The following is a 25,729-nucleotide window of genomic DNA, read 5'->3' as shown; positions in this document are numbered from 1 at the left end:
GCCCCATCAATGGGCATCCGAATCCCACAGCCAGTCCCACAAACCGGGCAGGTGCACCGGCTGGCCGCTGTTTCGCACCGTACGCGCCAACGCTGCTCGCTCCAGCGCCTGGTGGTCATCATAGAAAGGCTTGGCGTCGGTCCTCACACCGGTTTCCCTGGCACTGTCGAGCAGGATTTGCAGGTACTCGCGGGCATGGCGGGCGGTATAGCGGTTGATGTCGTGAAACGTCACCACCACCGGAATCACCCCATCCACCGCCGGCAACTGCCCGGCGGCGATGCGCTCGCGCACTTCGGAGAGCTGGCGGACCAGGTTTATACGCCGTCGCGGGCTGGCCGTGATGCCCCAGACCTTGCCATCGTTGGCGCTCAGGTCGGTCAACAGCACGTGCATGCCATGGCGCTGGTAGGCGGCAAAGGTTCGCCGGTCGTAGCTCCAGAACGGTGGCCTCACCAGGCGCGGTGTCGCACCGCTGATGCCGGCAATATCGTTGCCGCCGTCGACGAGCGACTGCTCCAACTCATCAGGGCTCAGGAAGCGGTGATTGGTGTGCCAGTGCGTCGCCGTGTGGAAGGCCAACACGTGGCCTTCGCGCTGTTCACGGTGCATCACCGAGCGCCCGATATGACTGTTGCCCGCCCGTGCCGCCCGGGTCTGCAGGAAAAACACCGCCTTGATCCCGGGTTGCACGGGGTTCTGGGCCAGGGCGTCGAGCACCTCCTGGCTGGGGTTCCAGAACGACGAAGCACTGGGGCCATCATCAAAGGTCAGGAGGAAGCGGATCGGTGGCTGTTCACGCAAGCGTTGCTCGGTTTGCGGGGTCAGTTCGATGGGCGGACCGATGCATCCCGACACACCGACGGCGAGGCCTGCAATGACCAGCGCCCTGGCGATGATGTTCATGTTTTGCCTTAAAGAGTAATACCGCACTGCCCTGCCTTGAATCCCTGGCCCACGGTGACGAAGCTCACCTTGGAGAAGGTTAACCGGGTTTGGTTCCAGGCCGCGAGTACTGTGCGCTTGTCCCTGGTTGCTTGGGTGGCATGCGCGGCTGGCCGGTCCCAATTTGACCGTCTGGAAATCCGATGGAATTTTCCGCGCGACGCCGTATCCATCCGTATAGGACTAATTAGGGAGGATTTATGGGCGGGCCATCGCTTTACATCATCGACTACATGCTCCATGGCGAGCCTAAGTCATTCATCATCCGCGCCGAGGTGATGAATAACTCCGAAGCTTGGCATTGGGCCAGTTGCGATGCGGGTGTCGGGCGTATACCCAAGTTTGGACGGGAAAAGGTCAAGCGGGTGTCAAAACCCATGGCGGAAAAGTACGGCATCACTGACGTACACTGGCGCGCAAGCGTCGCGCCCACTTGGGTCAAGGAGTCCGGCTGATTCACTGAACCTGTAGACCGGCGCACCGACTGTCCAGCCGGGCGCCGGATTTCGACAGATCCGCAATAACTCGACTACGCTCAATGAACGGTACGACCCGCCTCCCTGGCGGGTTTGCTGCTGCCCATCCACTTTGTATGGAGGTGTGACATGTCGGAAAAAGAGTCCATCACCACCCTGCTCACCCTGCTCGAATCTCGCCAGGCACGCCTGACGGCGGCCTGCAAGGAAATCGCCGACTGGGTCGACCACCAGGGCGGGCATCCCGCCGCCGTGCGGATCCGCGACCGGCTCAACGAGATCGACAAGGACGCCCCGTCGATCCAGAGCGCGCTGACGTCCCTCAAGCCCGTCGAACGGCCATTGCCGAAATTTCGCTGAGAGGCTTTTCTTGCAACGCGCCATGGGACGGTGACCCACCCGAGGCCGCCGACATTGCCGTGACTGGGCGTGCCGTACGCTACCCTTTGCTGTGCTCCGGCGACGACGGGCCTTCCTTGATCCCCCGTGGCCCGGCCACACCCCAAATAACCAGGCCCAGCACCGGCAGGATGATCAGCAGCAGCGCCCAGCCGGCCTTGGTGCCCGCCGACTTGTCGCTGCGAAACACGCTGACGATGGCCCACAGGTCCACGAGCAGCAACAGCACCGCGACGGCAATCCAGAAATAACTGGCTAATTCAGACATGGCCCAATCCTCGTGATGTCCGTGTAAGGGATTAGGCACAACGGCACAGGGTCCGTTCAAACAATCTGCCGGGCCATTCCTACAGACGCTCGTTCAGATAGGCCACCCAGCGCTCATAGGCTTCATGCTGGCGCTGGACCGCTGCGTCCCAGGCCGATCCAGCCATCTGATGGGCACCAATGAGCGACATCATTTCAGATGTGGCCGTGTCGAGTTCTACCAGCAGTTCTTGGGACCTGACTTTAAAGTCTTCGACAGTGGTCATCTCTTCTCTCTCCCCTGTGCGTGGGGTCGGTATCCACAACATGGATGCCTTTTTTTCAATCTGATTCTTTTAGGCGATGACCGGTCGATAGGCAGATAAGGGCCTCGGCGGAGAAATTGAAGTTAAACGTTTCCCGCCTGGCCGCGGTCAACTGAACAGACCCCAAAAGGCCACTACGCGATGCCAGATTCAAATATTTCAGTTATATTTCATTTTAATGACAGTCACTGATTGAGCAGGCCATGAAGATACGAGCGACCGTCATCTGTGAGGAAGACCGCCACGTTTTGTTGGTGCGTAAACCCAACAGTCGATGGGCCCTGCCGGGCGGCACGGTCGAGCGCGGTGAAACCCACGCCAGCGCCGCCATCCGGGAGCTTGCCGAAGAAACCGGGCTGGACGCCGAGAACCTGCTCTACCTGATGCGCCTCAGCGATGGCGACACCGTACACCACGTGTTTGAAGCCTCGGTGGCCGACCTGCGCGCCGCCCGGCCACAGAATGAAATCAGCGACTGCCTCTGGCAGCCTTTGGACGCGGTGGCTCACTTGCAGATGAAAAAGGGCACCCGGGAGATCCTCGAGGCGTTTCGGCGGCGGTTGTAGCGAGCGGTTGCACGCATGCCTCAGATCAGACCCGCGATCCGTGGGATTACGCGCCGTTATTCAGCGCCCTTTGGCGCGTAGCTTGGACAGAGGTGCTTCATTGCTAACGGGTCTCCTGCTGCGTGTATTTGCATCGCCATTATTTCACCCTGAAGGGACGGGTCGGCATCGACTTGGGCGATTTCGCTCTTTAGCTCTGGAGTAACCCCTCGATCTGGCACGTTAAGCAAGTTCTGAAGCGAATAGTTCATCTCGGGCTTCTGCTCCGCACACATCCGACCGATCGCAACGGCAGTGATAGCCATAAGACGATCGTCATTGGTAGGAAAAGAAGTTTGTCCGACGCTAGTGAGCGCAGTGAACATCAGCAGAAAACCGCTTTTTGAAATCAAACGCATATCCGAAACATCCTAGAAAGATGACCGCGTTATAGCAGCAGAAGCACGAAGGTCAACCACTCCTACCTACCGACACCACTCACATTCATTTACCTCCGCGCCCAACGGCAATCCGCGGAGCGGATGAGTGCAGCCGAATTTTGTTGGATCAACACTCCGCCCGTCTGGAGGAGACCATGAACGCAGCTTTGAAACTCAGCCAGGAGCGTTTCGACGCTCAGTTGCCTCCGCCGGTGAGCGAGAGCCCTCGGGAAGAAGCCCGGGCGGAATGGATCTTCAGCGCAGTCGAGCAGTTGGTCCGGTTCGGCAGCGACGTTTCGTTCCAGCGCCGGATGCGCAAGCCGCAGGGCGTGACCGTGGCTCAGTTGGCCCTGGCCGTGGATGAGCACGTTAACGGCCGTCTGGCGGGCTGCGAGGTCCATTCCCCTGCTCTGGGTAATCTGCTTTGTCCTTAGGCAGTCGGCCCGATCAGAACGCGGTGGCCGACCTGCTAGGGCCTAGCGACCACCCACTCGGCACGCTCGGAGAAATCGCCCAGGCCCTTATTGAGCCCTTGGCCGATGACGCCCTGGTCGCCCAGGCAGAGGAAAATGAGCTGTGAGCGCTCACATCGACATCGACCATGCCCTGGAAACCCTTGACCACACAAGTGCCAAGGACTTGGACGACTCGCTGGCTGAAGGGCAGATCATCCGCCACTTCACCGCCGGCAGCATCACCCCTGAAGAGTTCAAACACTACAGCGCCCGCCTGCTGAAGATCAGTCGGCAGCGCAAGGAGTTGTCATGACCACGCCAATCCATAAATCGCTGATCGACGAGCAGATCGAAGAGCTGCCCGCTGACCGAATGATCCTGGCCTTCACCCATGAAAAGTGGTTGGGTGCCCTGTCGCTAGCACATGACGCCGGCATTCCCAACGTCCATGCCTGGAGTGGCCGGGCATGCCTTTGCGGTGAGTGGACTGTCGCTTATGGGGTGAAGGCGTGAGCTTCGAAGACAGCGTGGTCGAGGGTAGCCACTGCATGAGCTGCTGCCACCCCATCGGCGAGGACATCGGATATCCGCGCTGCTGCTGGAACTGCGGCGGCGAAAGTAGTGAACAGAATCCGCCAGGCCACAAAAAACGGGCAAAAGCCGAAGCCATGCAGCGCTTCGATGGCTGGCTGATGCGCACAGGACTTGCCTACAAGAAGCACAAAAACGGCTTCCACGTCGTGTTAACGCTCCCTGATGGACGGATGATCGATTGCTGGCCCAGCACGAAAAAGTGGCAGCTCCGTGGCCAGCCAATCAGCCGAAACGGAAAAGCCTTGCATAAATTGGTACTTCAACAACTGAGGCCATGGACATGAAAGCCCTCACTTGGATCCTCACCGCCGGCCTCCTCATGACCATGCTGGCCTACACTGTGGTAAGGAGCGCTCCACTGTCTGCCATGTGCCTCAGCTCTCCCAGGTGCTGCGATGACTAGTCGCCAAGCCGCGGCGAAGAGGAAGAGCCGCGGCGAAGTAGAGGTACGGTTTCACAGCCTGCCCGCTACGCGCCAGGCCTTAGCTGAGTTGACGGCCTGGTCCGGCATTGAAGAACAGGGCGAGGCCATCACGTTGATGATTCACCACCTACATGGCCTCGGCCCAGATGGCGCCCTGCCTTTGCTCACCCCGCCGCGACACGAATACGCGATACCCGAAAACGTGTCGCGGAAATTGAAGCTGGCCTACGACCGAGAAGTTTTGCGCCTTGGCCAGAACGCAACTCCTTGATTATCGAATGCTGATGTCGATTTCCTGCATCAGTTGTCCGTCTTCTAAAGGCTCGGCTTTGATAAAAACAGCCTGGACGTGTGAGTTCTTCTTCTTAAATTTTTCGTCGAGGAAAGCCTGCGCCTCACAAAACTCAAGCACCTGCAGATCATCGCCGCGCCTTTTGATTCTGTTGAAAGTCAGGCCTCCTTGAAACTCGAGGAGCTCTTCGGGATCGAGCCCTTCGAGCTGACGTTTAAGATCTCCAACAGTGAACGGGAAGTTACTCATCTTCTCTCCTTGAGCCGGCTCCTTGCCGGTCAACCGTAATACCCCACCCTCAACCAGACAGGTACGAAAGTGGGGTCTGATTAAGCAATTAATAGCCGCGGCCCGCTCATTGGAACAGGACGCTATGACTGCTAAGCAGGAGAGATATCCATAGTCGCTAGATACCACTTCCCTTGACGAATAGTATCGTGCGCCTCTGCAAGCGAAACGTTATTGAGAAGTCTTTCTTTGATATCGCTCAGAATCGCATCATCTACCTCGTCTAGAACGATGTGAACGGTCGTTTCATCAAGACGGGAAGGCTTAACCGACGAAGGACGTTCGGCCACAATCAACTTGTAAAACTCGGTACGGCCTGGATCATTAATCTCGCCCTTTTGGACGAACACATCAAAAATCCAAGCCAGGTTAGCGTTTTCAATCTGGTTCACTGTGAGTTTCATGTCGCTCCTTGATCCGGCTCCATGCCGGTCACCCGTAATACCCCAACCCAAACCAAATTGCCACCACCGGTCACGGAGGGGAAAGGCGCATCGTTGCTTTAAGGGTTGGCTGGCCTGTCTACACGTTGACCTGTTTCCAAATCCTCAAGCTTAAAGTCCCACCAGTCTTCACTTGGCACAGACTTGAGGCCGTACTCCCGACCAGCGATCAGGTTAACGTCTCGAAAAATCGGTCGTGTCGCCCGGGTCCCTGTCCACTTTTTTATTTCTAAGCGGTGGCGCCCCGCTGTCAATCGATATTCCGTCCGCTGCGTATACAGCGCATAGAGAGTATCTGCCCCATCCACGCTGGCGATCGTGAGCGTTTTTTCAATCGCCCGAATGCCAGCGGTTTGAGAGTTTGGCAGCCCTTCTGCCGCCTTTTCTGTGTACGACTTGCACCCAGCTGCCACCAACAACGTCGCGACACCGAGAATCCGTAGTCCTCGAGCAAACTGCATAACCTGCCTCGTCGATTCGCAAAATTGCTCTATTCAATCCCATCAACTATCAAATTGCCATCCTGGCTCACGGAGAGCGACGCCTGCACTGGAGAAAACCATGTCCCTGCTGCACCAGATACTGGTCGGCGACTGCATCGACATGATGCGAACGCTGCCGGACCAGTCGGTAAACACCTGCGTGACGTCGCCGCCCTACTTCGGGTTGCGGGATTACGGCATGGCTGACCAGATCGGCCTGGAACAGACACCCGCTGAATTCATTGCACGCCTGGTGCTGGTGTTCCGGGAGGTTCGCCGGGTGCTGCGCGATGATGGAACGATCTGGGTAAACATGGGCGACACATACGCTTCAATCGCCGGCGGTTACGTACCAGGTGGATCGACGGGAAAGCACGATATTGTCTCGCTCGCCACCCGCGGCGCGGTGTTGCGCGGCAAGCGACGGTCCCCGCCCAACGCTCTCAAGCAGAAAGATTTGATGGGTATCCCTTGGCGGCTCGCCTTCGCTCTTCAGGACGACGGCTGGTATCTACGCCAGGACATTATCTGGCACAAGCCGAACCCGATGCCCGAATCAACCAGAGACCGCTGCACCAAGGCTCACGAATATTTGTTTCTGCTGAGCAAGTCGCCTCGTTACTACTACGACCAGTCCGCGATCCAGGAGCCCGCCTTCGGGGGGCCAAACCGAAACAGCGATGCAGTTTGGGAGAAACGGGCCGAGCGCCGAGCACGTCATTCCAGGGCAACGGTTCGCCCAGCACGGCCAGGGCGATCCGCGCCAACGCCAGTCGCCGACACCAGGAACAAGCGGAGCGTGTGGACGGTGGCCACCGCTGGTTATTAGGGCGCACACTTGGCCACCTTTCCCCCCGAACTGATCCGGCCCTGCATCCTGGCCGGTGCGCCACGAGGTGGGGTTGTGCTGAACCCTTTCGGAGGCGCGGGCACCACGGCAGTGGTTGCGATGCACGAAGGACGGAGGTCCATCCTATGCGAGCTGAATCCGGAATACGCCGCGATGGCTGAGCGCCGTATTGCTGCGGCGTGGCTCGACGGCGCGGCGCAGATGGATGTGTTTCACGACTCTGTACCTGCGGCCTAAATGTTCACAAGTTAGGAAACTTAGGTTTCCAAAACTTGGTTTGCAACGCCGTGTTGCAATTGTCCCAGTACGCGATAATTGCATCTCGGGCGCCCTTGACAGTTTCGAACGTCCCGGTAGGCTCGGGGATCCCGTTGATTCCGTCATCTACCTGACAACTCAAAATTCCTCCAGGATATGAACGAACGACTCTGGCACGGGTAGCTCGCCCGATGTTGTTGAAGCCAGCCCCCTCAAGTTCAAGCACAACCTCAACCACCTTAACCATCCTACACTCCCTTCCCGGCGCCGTGCCGATCACCCGTAATACTCCATATCAACTCAGGCCGCCGCATTTTTACTGTCAGCTGGAGCGGAATATGAAAACCGCTGCGATCGCAATCACACAGACAACTCCAAACACCATCCTTGCGACCCAAGGAGCTGTCAACCAGAGGCCGGTGGCCCCAGCAATCTGTCCAATGTTTTTCTCGCTGAAATAGCGGCCAGAAGGCGGCTCGCGAAAAGGATTGCCGCAATGGGGGCAGGAGTAGGCTTTATCGGAGATCTTTGCATTGCATTCAGGGCAGTCAATTAGGCTCATTATTTTTTGTCCGTTTTCATTGATGGCTGCAAATCGATATGAAGACTTCATTTTCTGATTTTGGTTCTGGGGCAACCCCTATGACCAACGAATTACGTCAGCTAGCGAGGCCGGCGGCACGCTGACGCTGCGCGGACCTCTTACTCAGCTCACCGAGCAGCTCAAGCGCGCTTCCGCGTGATCACTCCCGGGACGGAATGATTAGTTTTTTGATACGGGCAATAGTTTCAGGATCGTCCGGCTCGTCAACGACAATCAACAAATGGCTTGTATCAGTGAGCTGGGCTGTGGTCGAGGGATGCACCAGTTGCGCCAGCCTCGGCCAAGTGAACACTTCAACGCCGGACTGATCTTGCGGACTGCCCACTAACATCACCGCGCTGTAGCTTTTCAGATCGACCTGATCGATCTCTGCCTCGGTAATCACTCGATCAACCATTTTGCTCTCCCGTGCCCGGCCCCATGCCGGGCCATCAACCAATAGCCCACAAACCCACTTCACGCCACCCTGGCGAGGCGAACTAGCCACTATTTTGCTATTGCACTAACTCGCCAGGCAGGTGAGCATCATCGTCTGATAAACGCCTGAGCCCGCAAGGATGTCCCTTTGAAACTGCCGATAGTCAAGAAAGAAAAGCTCCAACAAGCGCTAAAGCGTTTCGACGAGAAATTCCGAAACAAACCTGAGTGGAAAGACTGGACAAACAATCAGGCGCATCGCTACGCGGTTAGTGCAAACGATCGACTCTACCCAGCAAAAAAGATTGTGTCCCTGGCTACCGGAACGCCAGTGGGGCTTTTTTCGGGTGGACAGCCCACAAACGGATATCTGAAGCGCCACGGCTTCACAATTGTTAACTTGCCGCGGTCTACCGATCCAGAGCTGCGCTTTGTGAAGGGCCAGGTCTATGATCGGCAGACGGAGATTCATGACCTCTTCGGTGGAAGTAGACAGAGTGGAATCTCACCATCTGCTCAATCGCCTGCGGTATTCATCTTCACGGGTGATTCAGGCGCGCAATACGGATATGCCGACGAATACGATGACAATGGTGTATTTGCCTACACCGGCGAAGGCCAGTCCAGCGACATGACGCTTACCAAGGGAAATCTGGCCATTATTCAGCATGCTAATAAAGGAAAAGCACTTCATCTGTTTGAAGCGCTCGGAAAGAGCCTGGGCCAGCGTTACATTGGCGAGTTTTCTTACGCAAATCATGAGTGGTGCACCGGGAAGGATAAGCACGGAAACGAGCGGCAACTCGTCGTGTTTAATCTCGTACCTGTAGGGCTTGAGCTCTCTCTGGAAGACTTCGATTACGAGGAGGACGAAGTTGTTAGCGACGTCAGCTCGCTCGAAGAAGCAAGAGAGCTAGCACTTCTAGCGGCCGAGGCAGGTTCAGTTGGGGAGAAAGGATTCGCGTTAAGGACGGTATATTACCGGAGCAAGCGGATCGCTAACTATGTATTGAAAAGGGCTGGAGGGATCTGTGAGAGCTGCGGAAAACCAGCGCCGTTCATGAAGAAAAATGGATCGCCCTATCTGGAGCCACATCACGTTAATCGAGTATCTGATGGTGGTCTTGATCATCCCCGATTTATTGGCGCTATCTGTCCTGACTGTCACCGTGAAATTCATCACGGTCTTAACGGCGAAGCGAAGAACGATACACTCAAAAACTATGTAGCCAACATCGAGCGTTGATGTAACTGATTCAAGGGCGAGTCTAACTCGCCCTTACCTATTGCGCTGAACGCTTACTCATTCAACGGCACAAGTTTGAACTGTGCACCTGGTAGCGCGCGCGATGATACGCCCCACCTAAGTTCCTATCGAGCGCCGCATTTTGGGCATGATACTTCCGTCACGTCCTTCGTGTCATTGGATCCACCACGATCTCCTCACCGCACTTGCAAGTAGCCATGTGATGCCTCCTCTAGGGATTCCATGAGCGTAGACCAAACCAAACTTCAACCAATCACGCCACCCTGGCGAGGATCCCCTATGCCTATTCACAACATCGTCAGCATGAGCGGCGGTAAGGACAGCACAGCTACGTTGCTGGTTGCCCGCGAGCTGGAGGTGCCGAACCTCAGCGCAGTAGTGGCAGCGCAGTAGTGGCCGATATCGGGCATGAGCATCCAGAGACTTATGACTACATCCACTACCTGGCCGAAGCCACAGGCGTTCCCATCCGCTGGGTGAAGGCGGACTTCTCCAGGCAGATCGCTGGGAAGCGGAAATTCATCGAGACCAAGTGGCGCGAGAAAGGCGTGGCGGAATCTGTGGTGTTGGGAGCTCTGGAGATTCTGCACCCCACCGGCAACCCGTTCCTGGACCTGTGCCCGTGGAAAGGCCGATTCCCCAGTACCAAGGCGCGCTTCTGCACCGACGAACTCAAGCGCAATCCGATCATCGAGCATGCATATTTGCCGCTCATGGACAGCGAAAACATGCTGCTGTCCTGGCAAGGTGTTCGGGCTGATGAGTCGCCGGCCCGCAAGTACCTACCAGAGTGCGACGAGGTCGGGGGCGGACTATTCAATTACCGGCCCATTTTGAAGTGGACGATTGATTCGGTATTCGAGGCCCACCGGGCAGCTGGAATCAAGCCGAACCCGCTGTACTTGCAAGGCTGCAATCGCGTTGGCTGTATGCTCTGCATAATGTGCGTGAAAGACGAGCTCCGACAGATCGCCGCCCGGTGGCTAGGGGAAGTTGACCGGTTGCGCGAGTGGGAGCGACTGGTGAGCATCGCCAGCAAGCGCGGCGCGGCTACGTTCTTCGCTACCGTGACCGATCCTACTGTCAAAGTCAGATGACAAGGTCAGCGCTGTCACGCACGGCATTGACCGGATAGTCAACTGGAGCAACACGGCGCGGCGCGGGCGTCAGTCCGATATGGTCGACCTCATCGCCCGCTCTGATAGCCAAAACAGTTGCTCTTCAGCCTATGGTCTTTGTGAATGATTAAATTTATTCGCAGGACTGGTTTTCAGTTTCCCCTTCGCCTCAATTTCTGATTGAACTCTACCTGCCAGCTTCTGAAATGCGGCCGATTTTCTATGATCTGAAGCAACAAACATAATTTGCGCGCTATGAAACTCAAAGGGTTTTCGAGTGACAGCGCTTATTGACCGACCGACATACATGGAGAATTTCAAACCAAGTAGGCTGAATGTGTGGAGTCGATCTGCACCAATCCTTCCAGAAGTAGGAAACGTCATGACCGCCGAAGTATCTGCATCCGAATTGACATCGACGAGCAATAACACGTTATCCAGTGTTCCTTCGCCTAACAAAAACCTTCTAAATTCCAATTCGTAGTGGGGGCCGAGTGCGCGCTTGTAAGCATCACACTCATACCCCCAATCCCAAACCTGCGCCCTCCAAAAAATGCTAACCGCAAAGTAGAAGATCGAACTTACAACGGCCGCATCAAGCAAGCGCCCGTCGTACATATCGAATCTCTCACCTTTAGAGATAGATGCCTCAGAATTCAACAGGTCGAGCAGCGGGAACCCGGATGCAGTGGCCCAAAGCCGCCCCATTATCCTCTCGCCACTTTTGGAGAAAAGGTCTTCACACGACGTGCAAAGTAATGGGCGCTTAACTTGTCTATCCGTTTGGATCGCGCTTTTTCTACGAAGATTGATCAAAACAGGTGGACCGTTACCTGTCTCTCCCGTTCCTCGAACATGGGGGTAGGCAGCCGCAGGCATAAAATGGCTGTCGATAAGTTTGCCTTTTTCCTTCTTGCAAAGTCCGCAAATCATAATGTCCCTTCCCCAGAATCCATTCGTCCAATATACCGACGAGGTATGCCCATGCCCACAGAAAACAAAACGGCCGAGCCGCTGCCGACATTGGCGACCGGCGCCGCGCTTGATGCATCGACGTGGACCGACTCCGTCGAACGCCTCCGTTATCACTGCAGCGGCGCCGGCGTTAAATGGCACCACACAGCAGCCACCATTTTCACGGTGCAGACCAAGCGAATCGATTACGGCTACGAGATCGATTACGCCGAAGGCCGCGTTGTGTGCCTGGAGGATCGGTTGTGGTTCAGCCCGAAAGAGTACTGGGACGACCTCGATGGACGAGGACGACCAGCGGAACTATCTCACGGAGCTCGATGACCACACTGTCACTGGCTGGAACAAGCGCTGGGAGATCGTAAACAGCCACTTCACCCGGGAGGCCGCCCAAGCAGCGCGACTATGGCGAAATGCGCGTTTATGTCGAATCGCAGTACTACGCCTGGGAATTCGAAGCCATCAAGGAAGCGATCCTCGACGGCACGCTGACATTCATGCCAAAGCCGGTTGTGAATGCCCATGATCTGGTATCGATGGAGATTGCAGGATGAGCGAAGTTAAGCACTATTTCTGGGTTCAGAAGGCATGTCAGAGGGCGGAAAATCTCCGGACACTTATGTGAGAAGCACATTATGCGACGGGGTCACCGCCGAGAACCAGGCCCTACAACAGCGCCTGACCACGGCAGACAAGCGCATCGACGAGCTGGAGGGAAATTGGCCACCTTGGCGGCGGAGGCTGATGAAGAGGCTTATCCACTCTGCGACTACTGCGCCAAGCCTCTGGACTATGAGCCCTGGCACGGCAGCGAGGGTGAGAACCGGCACATTCGATGACCGTGAGCATGCTGCGCAAGCGCTTCGACGACGCGCGGGAAGCTGCCGGCATACCAAAAGCTGCGTTTCAGATGCGGGATCTGCGCGCAAAGGCCGCCACCGACAAAGAAGAGTCGACAGGCAGCATACGAGAGACCAGGGACCAGCTTGGACACACAACCGTAAGTATGACGGAGCAGTACATTCGCCGGCGCCGCGGTGCCAAAGTTACGCCGACGAAATAAGCGAATTGCGGAAAAGATTTTCAGATTGCGGAAAACACAAAGGGCCTACCCGGCAGAAAAAACCGTGCAAGCCCTTGTTTTATATGGTGCCCGAAGCCGGAATCGAACCGGCACGCCCTTACGAGCGGGGGATTTTAAGTCCCATGCGTCTACCAGTTTCGCCATTCGGGCGGTAGCGCGGTGTAGCCTTGAAAGGCTGGCAAGATGGGGATCTGCCAGGATCGAGGCGGGTGCAACAAGAAGGGGAATATATACATCCCTCCCCGGCGAAGCAAGGTTGCTCATGTCCTTTTCAAGACAAAACCTTTCCCTGCTCCGTAAACAAAAAAGCTCTGTAGATCATGGATCTACAGAGCTTTTTAAAAGTGGAGGCCGAAGTCGGAATCGAACCGGCGTAGGTGGATTTGCAATCCACTGCATAACCATTTTGCTATTCGGCCTCAAAACGTTCGATGCAATACAGCCACATCAACCGCGTACAAACCTGATCAGGAAAACAGGCTTTTTAAAAGCGCTATCTCCTTGAAAACATTGAGATTTTTTACGTCCCAGTGCGTTCGATGGGCGCAATTATGTACTCATTTCCCAAAGCTGACAACCCCTTGATTTCAAAAAAAAATTGGCGTCGAGCTGATTTCCGTGCCTGATGATTCACTCGGCGGTTGATGTCCGTGGCGAGGGAGCTTGCTCCCGCTGGGCTGCGCAGCAGACCTGTTTATGAGCGTTGCGCACTCAAGCGGGAGCAAGCTCCCACGCCACCGATCCCTCACTGACAGTCGCGGCCCAGGGTCATTGCCGGTAACATACCGGCCTCCCCCGCAACCCTTCGGCCACTCGCCGAATAAGCCGATTCCATGCCTTTTGAACTCAGCGTTGACCTCACTACCCTCGCTATCCTGATTCTTGTCGCGTTCCTTGCCGGTTTCATCGATGCCATTGCCGGCGGTGGCGGCCTGTTGACCACCCCGGCGCTGTTGACGGCGGGCCTACCACCGCACCTGGTCCTGGGCACCAACAAACTGAGCTCGACCTTTGGCTCGGCTACGGCCAGTTTCACCTTCTACCGGCGCAAGCTGTTTCATCCCCGGCAATGGACCCACGCCCTGGTCGGCACGCTGATCGGGGCCTTGGTTGGGGCGGTCGTCGCCCATTACCTGCCCGCCGAATGGCTGAACAAGATGCTGCCGGTGATCGTCTTCGCCTGTGGCCTGTACCTGTTGTTTGGCGGCACGCCCAAGGCCCCCCTGGACAGCGACGCCCCGATCAAGAAGACCTGGCAAGCACCCCAAGGCTTCAGCCTGGGTTTCTACGACGGTGTCGCCGGTCCCGGTACGGGCGCGTTCTGGACGGTCAGCAGCCTGCTGCTCTACCCCATCGACCTGGTCAAGGCCAGCGGCGTGGCGCGTAGCATGAACTTCGTCAGCAACATTGCCGCACTGTCGGTGTTCATCTTTTCCGGGCAAGTGGACTGGGTCATCGGCCTGAGCATGGGTCTGTCGGTGATGACCGGGGCGTTCTTCGGGGCTCGCACCGCCATCAGCGGCGGCGCGAAGTTCATCCGGCCGGTGTTCATCACCGTGGTGTTGGGCCTGACGGTGCGTCTAGCCTGGCAGCACTGGTTCAGCATGGCCTAGACGACGAGCCACGTAGAGGTCGATCAGGTAGCGCGCGATGGAGCGCGAGGCCGGCAGCGGTGGCAGGTTGTGCACGTTGAACCACTGGGCGTCCTCGATTTCGTCCTCCTGGGGCACGATGTCGCCACTGGCGTACTCGGCGTGGAAACCCAGCATCATCGAATGGGGGAACGGCCAGCACTGGCTGCCCACGTACTGGATGTTCTTCACCTCGACGCTGACTTCTTCGCGCACTTCCCGCACCAGGCAGTCCTCGGCGGACTCACCAGGCTCGGCGAACCCCGCCAGGGTGCTGTAGACACCGCTGACGAAACGCGGCGAACGCGCGAGCAGGACCTCATCGCCGCGAGTGATCAACACGATCATGCTCGGCGAAATCCGCGGGTAGTGGCGCAAGTCGCAGGCATCACAGTACATGGCGCGTTCCCGTGGGACCTGGCTCATGCGCTTGCCGCAACTGCCACAGAATCGATGCTCGCGGGCCCAGGTGCCGATCTGCGCCGCATAGCCCAACACCTTGTAGAGCGTGTGGTCATCCTCGAGCATGAACGCCCGCAGGCCCTTCCAGTTGCACCCTGCTATCTCCTGCGTGCCCTGCAACTCCAGCAGGTACACCGGCTCGCCATCCAGGTGACCGATACCGTGTTCGGCAAGGATCGACAGGTCCTGGCGCTTGAGCCATTCGCGGGGAAACAGTGCGCCGTTGTCATCGAACAGAAAGCCTTCCGGGCTTCGGGCCACAGCCCAGCCGCCAGGAAGTTCGGTGTCGATTACTGCGGTGGTCCAGCGTGAAATCATGGTCAGTCAATCCAGAAATTCGGGTTTCTGTTTGCTCATATGGGCGGCCATGGCCACGCGCAGGTCGGTCGATTGCAACATGGCGGCGTTCCACGTGGCGACGTACTCCAGCCCGTCGTCGATGCGGTGGTCGCGCATGTAGCTGATCATTTCCTTGGTGCCGGTCACGGCGATCGGCGACTTGGCGGCGATCTCCCGGGCAATGCCCATCACGCCGTCGAGCAAGCCGGCCGCGTCGCTGTAGACACGGTTGACCAGGCCAATGCTGCGCGCTTCGTCGGCCCCGAAGGTACGCCCCGTATAAGCGAGTTCACGCAGCATGCCGTCCCCGATGATCCGGGGCAAGCGTTGCAACGTGCCAACATCGGCGGCCATGCCGATATCGATTTCCTTGATCGAGAACTGGGCGTCCTCGGCGGCGTAGCGCATGTCGCAGGCCGCGATCAGGTCGATGGCACCGCCCAGGCAATAGCCCTGGATCGCCGCCAGCACGGGTTTGCGGCAGTTGTCGACGGCGTTGAACGAGGCTTGCAGTTGCAGGATCTTGCGTCGCAACAGGCGCGCATTGCGGCCCACGTCCTTGCCCATTTCGTTGGCCACGCCGGCCAGCATCATCAGGTCTATCCCCGATGAAAAATGTTTGCCGGCCCCGCTCAGCACCACCACCCGTGCCTCGTCGGTGTCATCGATCCATTGGAAGATCTCGATGATCTCGCTCCAGAACGCGGCGTTCATCGAATTGATCTTTTCCGGCCGGTTGATCTGCACGTGGGCGATGTTGTCTGCAAGTTCGACGCTGAACGCTTGGTATTGCGACATGGCAGTGATCCTTTACCGGCTGAAAAGAGGCCTGAACTATAACAAGCCAACGCGACGGGACGTAGGCAGTGCATCGGCCAAAAGCGGGACTCGATGGCAGCGATAAAGATGATCCGTGGCGAGGGAGCTTGCTCCCGCTGGGCTGCGCAGCGGCCCCATTTTTTGAGTGCTTCGCACTCAGGCATGAGCAAGCTCCCTCGCCACAGGCTAATTAATCAACCTTGTCAGTCGCCTCCAGCCGCCCGTCCCACCCTCCCCCCAGCGCGGCAATCAACTGCACGCTGGCGATCAGGCGGCTCTGCTGCAGGCTCAGCACGCTACGCTCATTGCTCAAGGCGGTGGCCTGGACAGTCACCACATCCAGGTACGCGATCAACCCGGCCTTATACTGGTTCTGGGTCAGGCGCAAGGACTCGCGAGCGGCATCGAGGGCCTCCTGGCGCACACGCGCCTCATCTTCCAGCACCTTGAGCTGGATCATGTAGTTCTCCACCTCACGAAAGCCGTCGAGCACGGTCTGGCGATAAGTGGCGACGGTCTGGTCGTAGGCGGCGACGCTGCGGTCGACTTCCGCCGAGCGCTGGCCGCCGTCGAACAGGGTCATGGCCAGCTGCGGCCCAACCGACCAGAAACGGTTCGGCACGCTCACCCAGTTGTCATAGGTACTGCTGCTGTAGCCACCGCTGAGGCTCAAGGTCAGGTCCGGGTAATAAGCCGCCTTGGCCACGCCGATGTTGGCGTTGGCGGCCATCACCGAGCGCTCGGCCGAGGCGATGTCCGGCCGGCGCTCGAGCAGTTGCGAGGGCAGCGCCACCGGGATTTGCGGCAGCGCCGGGACCTCCTGGGTCTCGGCCAGCTTGAACTCGGCCGGCGGCAGGCCCATCAACACGGCGATGGCGTTTTCAAACTGGGCCCGCTGCCAGATCAGGTCGATCAGGTCGCCCTGGGTGGTCTTGAGCTGGTTCTGGGCCTGGGCTACCGCGTCCCTGCCGGAAACGCCGGCGCGGTATTGGTTCTCGGTCATTTTCAGCGAGCGCTGATAGTTGTCGACGGTGCTTTGCAGCAAACGCTTCTGTTGATCGAGAACCCGCAGTTGCAGGTAGTTCTGCACCAGCTCCGACTGCTGGCTCAGGCGCATGGCGGCGAGGTCGGCAAAGCTGGCCTGGGCGCTCGCCTCGTCGGCTTCGAGGGTACGCCGCAGCTTGCCCCAGATGTCGGCCTCCCAACTGACGCCCGCCTGGGCGTTGTAGGTGTCGCGGATGCCACTGGAGGAACTGCTCAGGCTCGAACTGCTGCTGCCGGTGCCCTGGCTGGAGCGGGTCTTGCCCACGGTCAGGTCCACGCTCGGAAAAAACGCGCCTCGCGCACTGCGCACCAGCGCCCGGGCCTGGCGGTATTGCGCCTCGGCCTGGGCCACGGTCTGGTTGGAGGTATTGAGCGTTTCCACCAGGCCGTTGAGCTGCGTATCGCCGTACAACTCCCACCAGGCGCCTCGGGCCAAGGCGTCGCTGGGATTGGCCTGGCGCCAGCCCTGGGCCTGTTTGTACTGCGCTGGCGCGGCGGCCGACGGGCGCTGGTAATCCGGGCCGATGGCGCAAGCACTGAGCATCGCCACGCACAGCGCCAGGCTCAGTCCCCGTGACCCACGGGCGGTCGCCAACACGGTGGCAAGATGGAAAGGCGAACGATCGGTCATAGCGGAGTTTCCAGGGCAGCATCAGTGCGCACGCCGCGCCAGCGGTTGAAGCGATGGCGCAACTTATCAAGATAGAGGTACACCACCGGCGTGGTGTAGAGGGTCAGGACCTGGCTGAACACCAGCCCGCCAATGATGGTCAGGCCCAGCGGCTGGCGCATTTCCGCGCCTTCGGCATTGCCGAGCAGCAGCGGCAAGGCCCCCAGGATCGCCGCCAGGGTGGTCATCAGAATCGGCCGCAAGCGCAGCAGGCAGGCACTGCGGATCGATTCGAGCGGCGATTGGCCGCCTCGCTCCAGTTGCAGCGCCAGGTCGATCATCAGGATCGCGTTTTTCTTCACCACACCGATCAGCAGGAACAGCCCCAGCAGTGAAATCAGGCTGAACTCGCTGCCCAGCGCATAGATCGACAGCAACGCGCCGACCCCGGCCGATGGCAGCGTCGAGAGGATGGTCAGCGGGTGGATGTAGCTCTCGTACAGCACGCCCAACACCAGGTAGACCGCCAACAATGCCCCGAGAATCATGAACGGCTGGCTCTTCTGGGTCGCCGCGAATGCGTCGGCGGTGCCGGCCATCTTCACGATGACGTCTTCGGGCATGCCGAGCCTGGCAATGGCGCGCTCGATGGCAGCGCTGCCCTGCTCCACCGTCACGCCCTCGGCCATGTCGAACGAAATGCTCTCGGAGGCGAACTGGCCTTCATGGCTGACCCGGTCGTCTTCCAGGCTGTTCTCGTAATGGGCAATGGTCGACAGTGGCACGCGCGCGCCGTCGGCGGTGATCACCTGGACTTGCTCCAGGGTGCTCGGGTCCTGGGCGTACTTGGGATTGACCTCCATCACCACCTGGTATTGGTTGAGGCTGTCGTAGATGGTGGAGATCTGCCGTTGGCTGTAGGCGTTGTTGAGCACCGCCGTGACCATGTTCATGTCGATGCCCAGGCGCTTGGCCTGGTCGCGGTCCACCACCAGTGTCACTTGCTGCGCCCCGCCACCGTCGCGCGCGTCGATGGCGGTCAGCTCCGGCAAGGCACGGAACGCCGCCGTGACCTTGGGGTACCACTCGCGCAGGGACGCCAGGTCGGCACTTTGCAGGATGTAGGAATACTGCGAGGTGGTCTGCTCGCGCCCGCCACCGAACTGCAGGTCCTGGTCGGCCATCAACATCAGCTGGGCACCAGGAACCTTGGGCATTTCCTTGCGCAAGCGCTCGATGACTTTCTGCGCGGAAATCTCCCGGTCCTTGATCGGCTTGAGGCGCACCAGCATGAAGGCATTGTTGGTGCCGTTGTTGCCGCCAATGAAGCCGGCGACGCTCTGCACCGCATCATCCTTGAGCACAGCACGCCGGAAGATTTCCATCTTCGGTTGCATCACGTTGAACGACAGCCCGTCATCGCCGCGCACGAAACCGATCAACTGGCCGGTGTCCTGCTGCGGCATGAAGGTCTTCGGCACCACCACGTACAACGCCACGTTCACCCCGATGGTCACCAACAGGCTGAGCAAGGTCAGGCGGCGATGGCGCAGGACCCAGTCCAGGCTGGTGGCGTAGCCACGCACCATGCGCTCGTTGAGGCGGTGGCTCCAGCGCTGCAAGCGGTTCTCCTGACCCGGCACGTGCGGCTTGAGCCAGCGGGCGCAGAGCATTGGCGTGAGCGTCAGCGAAACCACCAGCGAGACCACAATGGACGCGGCCAGGGTGATGGAGAACTCGCGGAACAAGCTCTCGATGATCCCGCCCATGAATAGGATCGACAGGAACACCGCCACCAGGGAGACATTCATCGACAGCAGGGTAAACCCGACTTCACTCGCCCCCAGGTAGGCCGCCTTCATCGGCGCCACGCCCTCGTCGATGTGCCGGGAAATGTTCTCCAGCACCACGATGGCATCGTCCACCACCAGCCCGGTGGCAAGGATCAGCGCCATCAGCGACAAGTTGTTCAACGAAAAGCCGTACAGGTACATCACCGCGAACGTGCCCACCAGCGACACCGGCACCGCCAGGGTCGGGATCAGCGAAGCACGGAAGTTGCCGAGGAACAGGAACACCACCAGCACCACCAGGGCCACGGCGATCAGCAGGGTCATTTCCGCTTCATGCAAGGTCGCCTTGATCACCGGCGAGCGGTCCATCGCCAAGTTCAGCTTGACGCTGGCCGGCAGCACCGCCTGCAAAGCCGGCAACTGGGCCTTGATCTCGTTGACGGTCTCGATGATGTTGGCCCCGGCCTGCCGGTTGATCACCAGCAACACCGCGGCATCGTCATTGAAGAAACCGCTGTTGTAGCGGTCCTCGACGCTGTCGGTGACTTTCGCCACGTCCTTGAGCCGCAACACCGAGCCATCCTGGTAACGGATGATCAGCGTTTCGTAGTCCTTGGCCTTTTCCAACTGGTCGTTGGCCTGGACCTGCCACATGCGCCGGTCGTCCTCCACCGACCCTTTGGGCCGGCGCACGTTGCTGTTGGCAATCGCGGTGCGCACGTCGTCCAAGGCCACGCCGTACTGGTCCAGCGACTTGGGCTCCAGTTCGATGCGCACCGCCGGCAGGGAGCTGCCGCCGATCTGCACTTCACCGACGCCCGAGACCTGGGACAGGCTCTGGGACAGGATGGTCGAGGCCAGGTCGTAGAGCTGGCCTTTCTCCAGCACGTCCGAGGTCAGCGACAGCACCATGATCGGTGCCTGGGACGGGTTGACCTTCTTGTAGGTGGGCATGCTGCGCATGCCACTGGGCAACAGGTTGCGCGAAGCATTGATCGCCGCCTGCACCTCCCGCGCCGCGCCGTTGATGTCGCGGTCCAGGTCGAATTGCAAAATGACGCGGGTGGAGCCCTGGCTGGAGCGGCTGCTCATGGTGTTGACCCCGGCGATGGCGCCGAAGGAGCGTTCCAGGGGCGTTGCCACCGTCGACGCCATCACTTCCGGGCTGGCGCCCGGCAGGCTGGCCTGGACGACAATCACCGGGAAATCCATCTGCGGCAGCGGCGACACCGGCAACAGGCCGAAGCACACCCCGCCGAGCAGCGTGATGGCGAAACTCAGGAGCATGGTTGCCACGGGACGGCGGATGAAGGGGCCGGAGAGGTTCATCAGCAACCGCTCCGGGCTTCAATGCGCAAGTTGTCGTGGCGAGGGAGCTTGCTCCCGCTTGAGTGCGCAGCGCTCACACGAGGGGCCGCTGCGCAGCCCAGCGGGAGCAAGCTCCCTCGCCACGGAGCGTTCGCCCGCCCCAGGTTTTCGGGCGTCGCCGTCATGCCTGCACCTCTTTCCCATCCGGCTTGGCGAAGCGGCGGCCCAGGCGGTCGAAATACAGGTAGATCACCGGCGTGGTGAACAGCGTCAGCACCTGGCTCACCAGCAGCCCACCCACCATCACCAACCCCAGGGGTTGGCGCAGTTCGGCGCCGGAGCCGGTGGCCAGCATCAGCGGCACCGCCCCGAACAAGGCGGCCAGGGTGGTCATCAGGATCGGCCGAAAGCGCAGCAGCGCGGCCTGGTAGATCGCCGTCTGCGGGTCCACGCCCTGGTTACGTTCGGCGTCGAGGGCGAAGTCGATCATCATGATCGCGTTCTTCTTGACGATGCCGATCAGCAGGATGATGCCGATGATCGCGATCATCCCCAGGTCGTTGCCGGTGAGGATCAGGGCCAGCAAGGCGCCGATGGCCGCCGATGGCAGCGTGGACAGGATCGTGATCGGGTGGATGTAGCTTTCGTACAGCACACCGAGGACGATGTACATGGTCACCACGGCCGCCAGGATCAGTAGCAAGGTACTCGACAGCGAGGCCTGGAACGCCTGGGCCGCACCCTGGAACTCGGTCTGTACCCCCAGCGGCATGCCGATGTCGTGCTGGACCTTTTCGATCACCTCCACCGCGTGCCCGAGGGCCACGCCGGGGGCGAGGTTGAACGACATCATCACCGCCGGGAACTGGCCGATGTGGGCAATCGCCAATTGCGCCTGGCGTTCCTCGACCCGGGCCAGGCTCGACAGCCGCACTTGCCCGCCGTCGGTGGTCTTGACGTGAATCTGGTCCAGCGCCTGGGGCCCGATGCGCTCCCCGGCCTGGGCCTGCAGCACCACGCGGTACTGGCTGGCCTGGGTGTAGATGGTGGAAATCTGCCGCTGGCCGAAGGCGTCATACAAGGCATCGGTGATGTTCGACACCGACACGCCCAGGCGTGACGCGGCATCGCGGTCGATCACCAGATAGACCTGGAGGCCCTTGTCCTGCAAGTCGCTGGCGACGTCGGTCAGTTCCGGCTGGCTGGCCAGGGCTTCGACCAGCCGACCGCTCCAGAGGCTGAGCAACTCGGCGTCCGGCGACGACAGGCTGAACTGGTACTGGGTGCGGCTGACCCGGTCCTCGATGGTCAGGTCCTGCACCGGCTGCATGAACAGGCGGATGCCCACCAGTCGATCCAATTGCGGCTGCAACCGGGCAATGATCTCGGTGGCGCTGTCATCCCGTTCGCCGTGGGGCTTGAGGTTGATCAACAGGCGGCCGCTGTTGAGCGTGGCGTTGTCGCCGTCCACGCCGATGTAGGACGACAGGCTGTCCACCGCTGGATCGGCGAGGATCACCTTGGCCAGTTGCTGCTGGCGTTCACTCATGGCGGCAAACGAAATCGATTGCGGCGCTTCGGAAATGCCTTGGATTACGCCGGTGTCCTGCACCGGAAAAAATCCCTTGGGCACGGCCAGGTACAGCACCACCGTCAGCACCAGGCTACCCACCGCCACCAGCAGGGTCAGCGGCTGGTGCTTGAGTACCCACTGCAACCGGCGTCCGTAGCCGGCGATCAACCAATCGATCCAGGCCCCGCTGGCGCGGTAGAAACGGCCTTGTTCGTGTGCCTTGGGTTCACGCTTGAGCAGGCGCGCGCACATCATCGGCGTCAGCGTCAGGGACACCACCAGGGAAATCAGGATCGCCACCGCCAGGGTGATGGCGAACTCACGGAACAGCCGCCCTACCACGTCCGCCATGAACAGCAGCGGGATCAGCACGGCGATCAGCGACAGCGTCAGGGATACCAGGGTGAAGCCGATCTGCTTGGCCCCCTTGAGCGCGGCCTGCAACGGACTGTCGCCTTCTTCGATATAGCGGGCGATGTTTTCCAGCATGACGATGGCGTCGTCCACCACGAACCCGGTGGCGATGGTCAGGGCCATCAGCGTCAGGTTGTTGATGGAGAAGCCCGCCAGGTACATCACGCCGAATGTCCCGATCAACGACAGCGGCACCGCCACGGACGGGATGATGGTGGCGCTGACACGGCGCAGGAACAGGAACGTCACCATGACCACCAGGGCAATGGCGATCAGCAGTTCGTGTTGCACATCGGTGACCGAGGCGCGGATGGTCTGGGTACGGTCGGTGAGCACGGTGACGTCGAGGCCGGCTGGCAGGTTGTCAGTGATGCTGGGCAGCAGGGCCTTGATCCGATCCACCACCTCGATGACGTTGGCCCCCGGCTGGCGCTGGATGTTCAGCAGCACGGCCTGGTTTTCGTTGGCCCAGGCGGCAAGGCGCTCATTCTCGGCACCATCGACGATCTGCGCCACATCCTTGAGCCGCAACGGCGCGCCGTTGGCATAGGCCAGGATCAGCTCGGCGTAATCCTTGGGCGAGGTCAACTGGTCGTTGGCGTCGAGCATCGAGACCCGGGTCGGGCCGTCGAAGTTGCCCTTGGGCTGGTTGACGTTGGACGCACCGATCAGCGTGCGTACATCCGCCAGGTTCAGGCCGTTGGCCGCCAGCGCCTCGGGGTTGACCTTGATCCGCACCGCCTGGCGCTGGCCACCGGCAATGGTCACCATGCCGACCCCGCTGATCTGCGCGATCTTCTGCGCCATGCGGGTGTCCACCAGGTCATTGAGCTTGGGCAGCAGCATGGTCTTGGAAGTAATCGCCAGGGTCAGCACCGGGGTGTCCGCCGGGTTGACCTTGTTGTACACCGGCGGCGCCGGCAGGTCGTTGGGCAGCAGGTTGGTGGCGGCGTTGATCGCCGCCTGCACCTGTTGCTCGGCGACGTCCATGTTGATTTCGAGATTGAAGCGCAGGGTGATCACCGACGCGCCACCGGAACTGGTGGAGGCCATCTGCGTCAGGCCCGGCATCTGCCCGAACTGGCGCTCCAGGGGCGCGGTCACCGCACTGGTCATCACATCGGGGCTGGCGCCGGGGTACAGGGTCATCACGCGGATGGTCGGGTAATCGACCTGGGGCAACGCCGACACCGGCAACAGCCGATAGGCGATCAGGCCGGCCAGGACGATGGCCAGCATGCTCAGGGTCGTGGCGACCGGACGCAGGATGAACAGCCGCGAGAGATTCATGCGCCGCCCTTTTTCGCCTTGTCGGCCGCTGCCGATTCAGCCGGCGCCGCCGCGGTCTTGCCCTGCAAGTGTTCGGTGGGTGAAGTGGGCACGTCCTGGCTGTCGTTGACCACTTCCACTTCGCTGCCTTCCTTCAGGCGGTCGGTGCCTTCCAGCACCACCCGATCGCCGGCGGCCAGGCCTTCGGTGACCACGGTGTTCTCGCCGTCGCTGGCGCCGATCTTGAGTTTCTTGAGGGTGACTTTCTTGTCGCCCTCCAGGGCATAGACAAAGGTGCCATTGGTGCCGAACTGGATGGCGGCCGTCGGTGCCAGGATCACGCCCTTGAGGGTGTCGGCCAGCAGGCGCACGTTGACGAACTGGTTAGGAAACAGCGACTGGTCGCGGTTATCGTAGCGAGCCTTGAACTTCAGGGTGCCGGTGGTCACGTCGATCTGGTTGTCCAGGCTCTGCAGGACACCCTTGGCCTGGAGTTTTTCGTCACCCCGGTCCCAGGCTTCGACCGGCAGCTTCGCGCCACTGTGGTAACGGGCCAGCACGGTTTCGAGGCTGTTTTCCGGAAGGGTGAACACGACGCTGATTGGTTGGGTCTGGGTGATGACCGCCAGGGCCGTGGTGTCGTTCGCCGCCACCAGGTTGCCGACATCCAATTGGCGCAAGCCGACGCGCCCGGAGATCGGCGCACGGATCTTGGTGAATTCAAGGTTGAGCCTGGCGTCGTTGACCGCCGCCTGGTTGGTCTTCACCGTGCCCTGGTACTGGCCTACCAGCGCGGCGGCCGTATCGAGAGTCTGCTTGGCGATGCTGTCTTCGGCATACAGCCCGCGATAACGCTCCAGATCCACTTGGGCATTCTTTAATTGCGCCTGGTTCTGCAACAGCGTGCCTTCGGCCTGGAGCAACGCGTTCTGGTATGGACGCGGGTCGATCTCGGCCAGCAGGTCGCCGGCCTTGACCATCTGCCCTTCTTCAAAGGCAATCTTGACCAGTTCCCCGCCCACCCGGCTGCGCACATTGATGGTGTTGAGCGCCGTGACCGTGCCCAGCGCCTTGTAGTACAGCGGGAAATCACCGGTGACCGCCGGCGCCACGCGGACCGGGATCGGCCCCGAGGCGCCGCCGAATCCAGGCCGCATGCCGCCCGAGCGTCCCATGTGCCCGGCTGCGGCCTTCTGCCCTGCCCCAGGCTTCTGGGTCGTGCTGGAGGGCCAGAACTTCCAGGCCAGCAGCGCGACGACCAGGAGGATAAGCAAGCCGAATAGCCAGCGGCGGGGATGACGGGAAACAGAGGATTGCATGGAGTGATCAACCATTGGGCGCGTGGGCTTCTTCTACGGGAGGCTGAACGATAAGCACTGGGCGGTATTTAGCAAAGCGGCTTTACCGGCAATTTACCTTGGGCTTACCTTTCGTCAAATCGGCTAAAGCCTTGAAGTACAAATAAAAACGGCCTGGGTTGGACCCTGGCCGTCGAAATTGTAATAAATGATCTGTTTCAGAACACTTATTTCAGGATGCCTG

Annotated in this window: 23 protein-coding genes, 2 tRNA genes and 5 pseudogenes; 13 read left to right on the top strand and 17 right to left on the bottom strand. The window is 59.8% G+C overall.

Annotated features, from left to right (window positions below; translation table 11 throughout):
- Window positions 1-6: 6 nt before the first annotated feature.
- Entirely contained in the window at window positions 7-906 is a 900-nt protein-coding gene (locus VM99_18965) for a polysaccharide deacetylase (GenBank protein AKK00049.1), read from the bottom strand.
- Between the two features lie 239 nt (window positions 907-1,145).
- Between VM99_18965 and VM99_18960 the strand changes: the two genes are divergently transcribed.
- Together VM99_18960 and VM99_18955 are read left to right on the top strand one after the other, a co-directional pair.
- Window positions 1,146-1,400, top strand: coding sequence for a hypothetical protein (locus tag VM99_18960; GenBank protein ID AKK00048.1), 255 nt, complete (start codon window positions 1,146-1,148; stop codon window positions 1,398-1,400).
- Window positions 1,401-1,550: 150 nt separating this feature from the next.
- Complete coding sequence (locus tag VM99_18955; protein AKK00047.1) at window positions 1,551-1,781, top strand: hypothetical protein; 231 nt, start codon at window positions 1,551-1,553, stop codon at window positions 1,779-1,781.
- A gap of 79 nt (window positions 1,782-1,860) precedes the next feature.
- Here the strand turns inward: VM99_18955 and VM99_18950 are convergent, their stop codons facing one another.
- Both VM99_18950 and VM99_18945 read right to left on the bottom strand, forming a co-directional pair.
- Window positions 1,861-2,088, bottom strand: a complete 228-nt coding sequence (locus VM99_18950; protein ID AKK00046.1) for a hypothetical protein — start codon at window positions 2,086-2,088, stop codon at window positions 1,861-1,863.
- Between the two features lie 79 nt (window positions 2,089-2,167).
- Window positions 2,168-2,353: a hypothetical protein gene (locus VM99_18945; GenBank protein AKK01798.1), complete on the bottom strand. Its 186-nt coding sequence runs from the start codon at window positions 2,351-2,353 to the stop codon at window positions 2,168-2,170.
- A 242-nt stretch (window positions 2,354-2,595) separates the two neighbouring features.
- Between VM99_18945 and VM99_18940 the strand changes: the two genes are divergently transcribed.
- Window positions 2,596-2,958: an NUDIX hydrolase gene (locus VM99_18940; protein ID AKK00045.1), complete on the top strand. Its 363-nt coding sequence runs from the start codon at window positions 2,596-2,598 to the stop codon at window positions 2,956-2,958.
- Between the two features lie 56 nt (window positions 2,959-3,014).
- Here the strand turns inward: VM99_18940 and VM99_18935 are convergent, their stop codons facing one another.
- Window positions 3,015-3,356 carry a hypothetical protein gene (locus tag VM99_18935; protein AKK00044.1) on the bottom strand — a complete coding sequence of 114 codons (342 nt, stop codon included), beginning with the start codon at window positions 3,354-3,356 and terminating at the stop codon, window positions 3,015-3,017.
- A gap of 176 nt (window positions 3,357-3,532) precedes the next feature.
- On the opposite strand from VM99_18935, the pseudogene VM99_18930 reads away from it, so the two are divergent.
- The 4 genes and pseudogenes from VM99_18930 (at window position 3,533) to VM99_18915 (ending at window position 5,121) form a co-directional block, all read left to right on the top strand.
- Window positions 3,533-3,957: pseudogene (locus tag VM99_18930) on the top strand (hypothetical protein).
- A complete protein-coding gene (locus VM99_18925; protein ID AKK00043.1) occupies window positions 3,954-4,145 on the top strand; it encodes a hypothetical protein in 192 nt (63 codons plus the stop codon). Before VM99_18930 ends, VM99_18925 begins: the two are co-directional and overlap by 4 nt.
- Entirely contained in the window at window positions 4,142-4,345 is a 204-nt protein-coding gene (locus VM99_18920; protein ID AKK00042.1) for a hypothetical protein, read from the top strand. Before VM99_18925 ends, VM99_18920 begins: the two co-directional genes overlap by 4 nt.
- Window positions 4,346-4,821: 476 nt before the next feature.
- On the top strand, window positions 4,822-5,121 hold the full coding sequence (locus tag VM99_18915; protein AKK00041.1) for a hypothetical protein: 300 nt from the start codon (window positions 4,822-4,824) through the stop codon (window positions 5,119-5,121).
- On the opposite strand, the gene VM99_18910 is transcribed toward VM99_18915, so the two are convergent.
- The 3 genes from VM99_18910 to VM99_18900 form a co-directional block, all read right to left on the bottom strand.
- On the bottom strand, window positions 5,122-5,391 hold the full coding sequence (locus VM99_18910; protein ID AKK00040.1) for a hypothetical protein: 270 nt from the start codon (window positions 5,389-5,391) through the stop codon (window positions 5,122-5,124).
- Window positions 5,392-5,522: 131 nt separating this feature from the next.
- Window positions 5,523-5,834: a hypothetical protein gene (locus VM99_18905; GenBank protein AKK00039.1), complete on the bottom strand. Its 312-nt coding sequence runs from the start codon at window positions 5,832-5,834 to the stop codon at window positions 5,523-5,525.
- A gap of 98 nt (window positions 5,835-5,932) precedes the next feature.
- Window positions 5,933-6,334 (bottom strand): hypothetical protein, encoded by a 402-nt coding sequence (locus VM99_18900; protein AKK00038.1) that lies wholly within the window; start codon window positions 6,332-6,334, stop codon window positions 5,933-5,935.
- A 100-nt stretch (window positions 6,335-6,434) separates the two neighbouring features.
- Here VM99_18900 and VM99_18895 point away from each other — a divergent pair.
- Window positions 6,435-7,442 (top strand): annotated as a pseudogene (locus VM99_18895) (hypothetical protein).
- Between the two features lie 4 nt (window positions 7,443-7,446).
- Here VM99_18895 and VM99_18890 read toward each other — a convergent pair.
- Both VM99_18890 and VM99_18885 read right to left on the bottom strand, forming a co-directional pair.
- Window positions 7,447-7,743, bottom strand: coding sequence for a hypothetical protein (locus VM99_18890; GenBank protein ID AKK00037.1), 297 nt, complete (start codon window positions 7,741-7,743; stop codon window positions 7,447-7,449).
- A 463-nt stretch (window positions 7,744-8,206) separates the two neighbouring features.
- The gene (locus VM99_18885) at window positions 8,207-8,464 is read right to left on the bottom strand and encodes a hypothetical protein (protein ID AKK00036.1); all 258 of its coding nucleotides are present in this window, start codon (window positions 8,462-8,464) and stop codon (window positions 8,207-8,209) included.
- Window positions 8,465-8,632: 168 nt separating this feature from the next.
- Between VM99_18885 and VM99_18880 the strand changes: the two genes are divergently transcribed.
- The 4 genes and pseudogenes from VM99_18880 to VM99_18865 all read left to right on the top strand — a co-directional run bounded on the left by VM99_18880 (window position 8,633) and on the right by VM99_18865 (window position 12,904).
- Window positions 8,633-9,730: an HNH endonuclease gene (locus VM99_18880; protein ID AKK00035.1), complete on the top strand. Its 1,098-nt coding sequence runs from the start codon at window positions 8,633-8,635 to the stop codon at window positions 9,728-9,730.
- A 300-nt stretch (window positions 9,731-10,030) separates the two neighbouring features.
- Window positions 10,031-10,996, top strand: a pseudogene (locus VM99_18875) (phosphoadenosine phosphosulfate reductase family protein).
- Between the two features lie 857 nt (window positions 10,997-11,853).
- A pseudogene (locus tag VM99_18870) lies at window positions 11,854-12,395 on the top strand (hypothetical protein).
- Window positions 12,396-12,691: 296 nt separating this feature from the next.
- Window positions 12,692-12,904, top strand: a pseudogene (locus VM99_18865) (integrase).
- Window positions 12,905-12,988: 84 nt separating this feature from the next.
- On the opposite strand, the gene VM99_18860 reads toward VM99_18865, so the two are convergent.
- Window positions 12,989-13,075: transfer RNA gene (locus VM99_18860), tRNA-Leu, on the bottom strand.
- A gap of 195 nt (window positions 13,076-13,270) precedes the next feature.
- Window positions 13,271-13,344: transfer RNA gene (locus VM99_18855), tRNA-Cys, on the bottom strand.
- A 414-nt stretch (window positions 13,345-13,758) separates the two neighbouring features.
- On the opposite strand from VM99_18855, the gene VM99_18850 reads away from it, so the two are divergent.
- Complete coding sequence (locus tag VM99_18850; GenBank protein AKK00034.1) at window positions 13,759-14,538, top strand: membrane protein; 780 nt, start codon at window positions 13,759-13,761, stop codon at window positions 14,536-14,538.
- Here VM99_18850 and VM99_18845 read toward each other — a convergent pair.
- From VM99_18845 to VM99_18820, 6 genes are all read right to left on the bottom strand, one after another.
- Complete coding sequence (locus tag VM99_18845; protein ID AKK00033.1) at window positions 14,506-15,336, bottom strand: NADH pyrophosphatase; 831 nt, start codon at window positions 15,334-15,336, stop codon at window positions 14,506-14,508. The two genes, VM99_18850 and VM99_18845, sit on opposite strands and share 33 nt — an antisense overlap.
- A gap of 6 nt (window positions 15,337-15,342) precedes the next feature.
- Complete coding sequence (locus tag VM99_18840; protein ID AKK00032.1) at window positions 15,343-16,155, bottom strand: enoyl-CoA hydratase; 813 nt, start codon at window positions 16,153-16,155, stop codon at window positions 15,343-15,345.
- A 211-nt stretch (window positions 16,156-16,366) separates the two neighbouring features.
- Window positions 16,367-17,851 carry an RND transporter gene (locus VM99_18835; GenBank protein ID AKK00031.1) on the bottom strand — a complete coding sequence of 495 codons (1,485 nt, stop codon included), beginning with the start codon at window positions 17,849-17,851 and terminating at the stop codon, window positions 16,367-16,369.
- Entirely contained in the window at window positions 17,848-20,952 is a 3,105-nt protein-coding gene (locus VM99_18830) for an acriflavine resistance protein B (GenBank protein ID AKK00030.1), read from the bottom strand. Before VM99_18830 ends, VM99_18835 begins: the two co-directional genes overlap by 4 nt.
- 160 nt (window positions 20,953-21,112) lie before the next feature.
- Complete coding sequence (locus tag VM99_18825; GenBank protein AKK00029.1) at window positions 21,113-24,208, bottom strand: multidrug transporter; 3,096 nt, start codon at window positions 24,206-24,208, stop codon at window positions 21,113-21,115.
- The gene (locus tag VM99_18820) at window positions 24,205-25,521 is read right to left on the bottom strand and encodes a secretion protein HlyD (protein ID AKK00028.1); all 1,317 of its coding nucleotides are present in this window, start codon (window positions 25,519-25,521) and stop codon (window positions 24,205-24,207) included. The genes VM99_18825 and VM99_18820 overlap by 4 nt, the downstream gene beginning before the upstream one ends.
- Between the last annotated feature and the right edge of the window lie 208 nt (window positions 25,522-25,729).

It is taken from the genome of Pseudomonas chlororaphis, assembly GCA_001023535.1.
Lineage (GTDB): Bacteria > Pseudomonadota > Gammaproteobacteria > Pseudomonadales > Pseudomonadaceae > Aquipseudomonas > Aquipseudomonas chlororaphis_E.
Note: the sequence above shows the minus strand (reverse complement) of the source record. Positions and strands in the feature narration are given on the sequence as shown.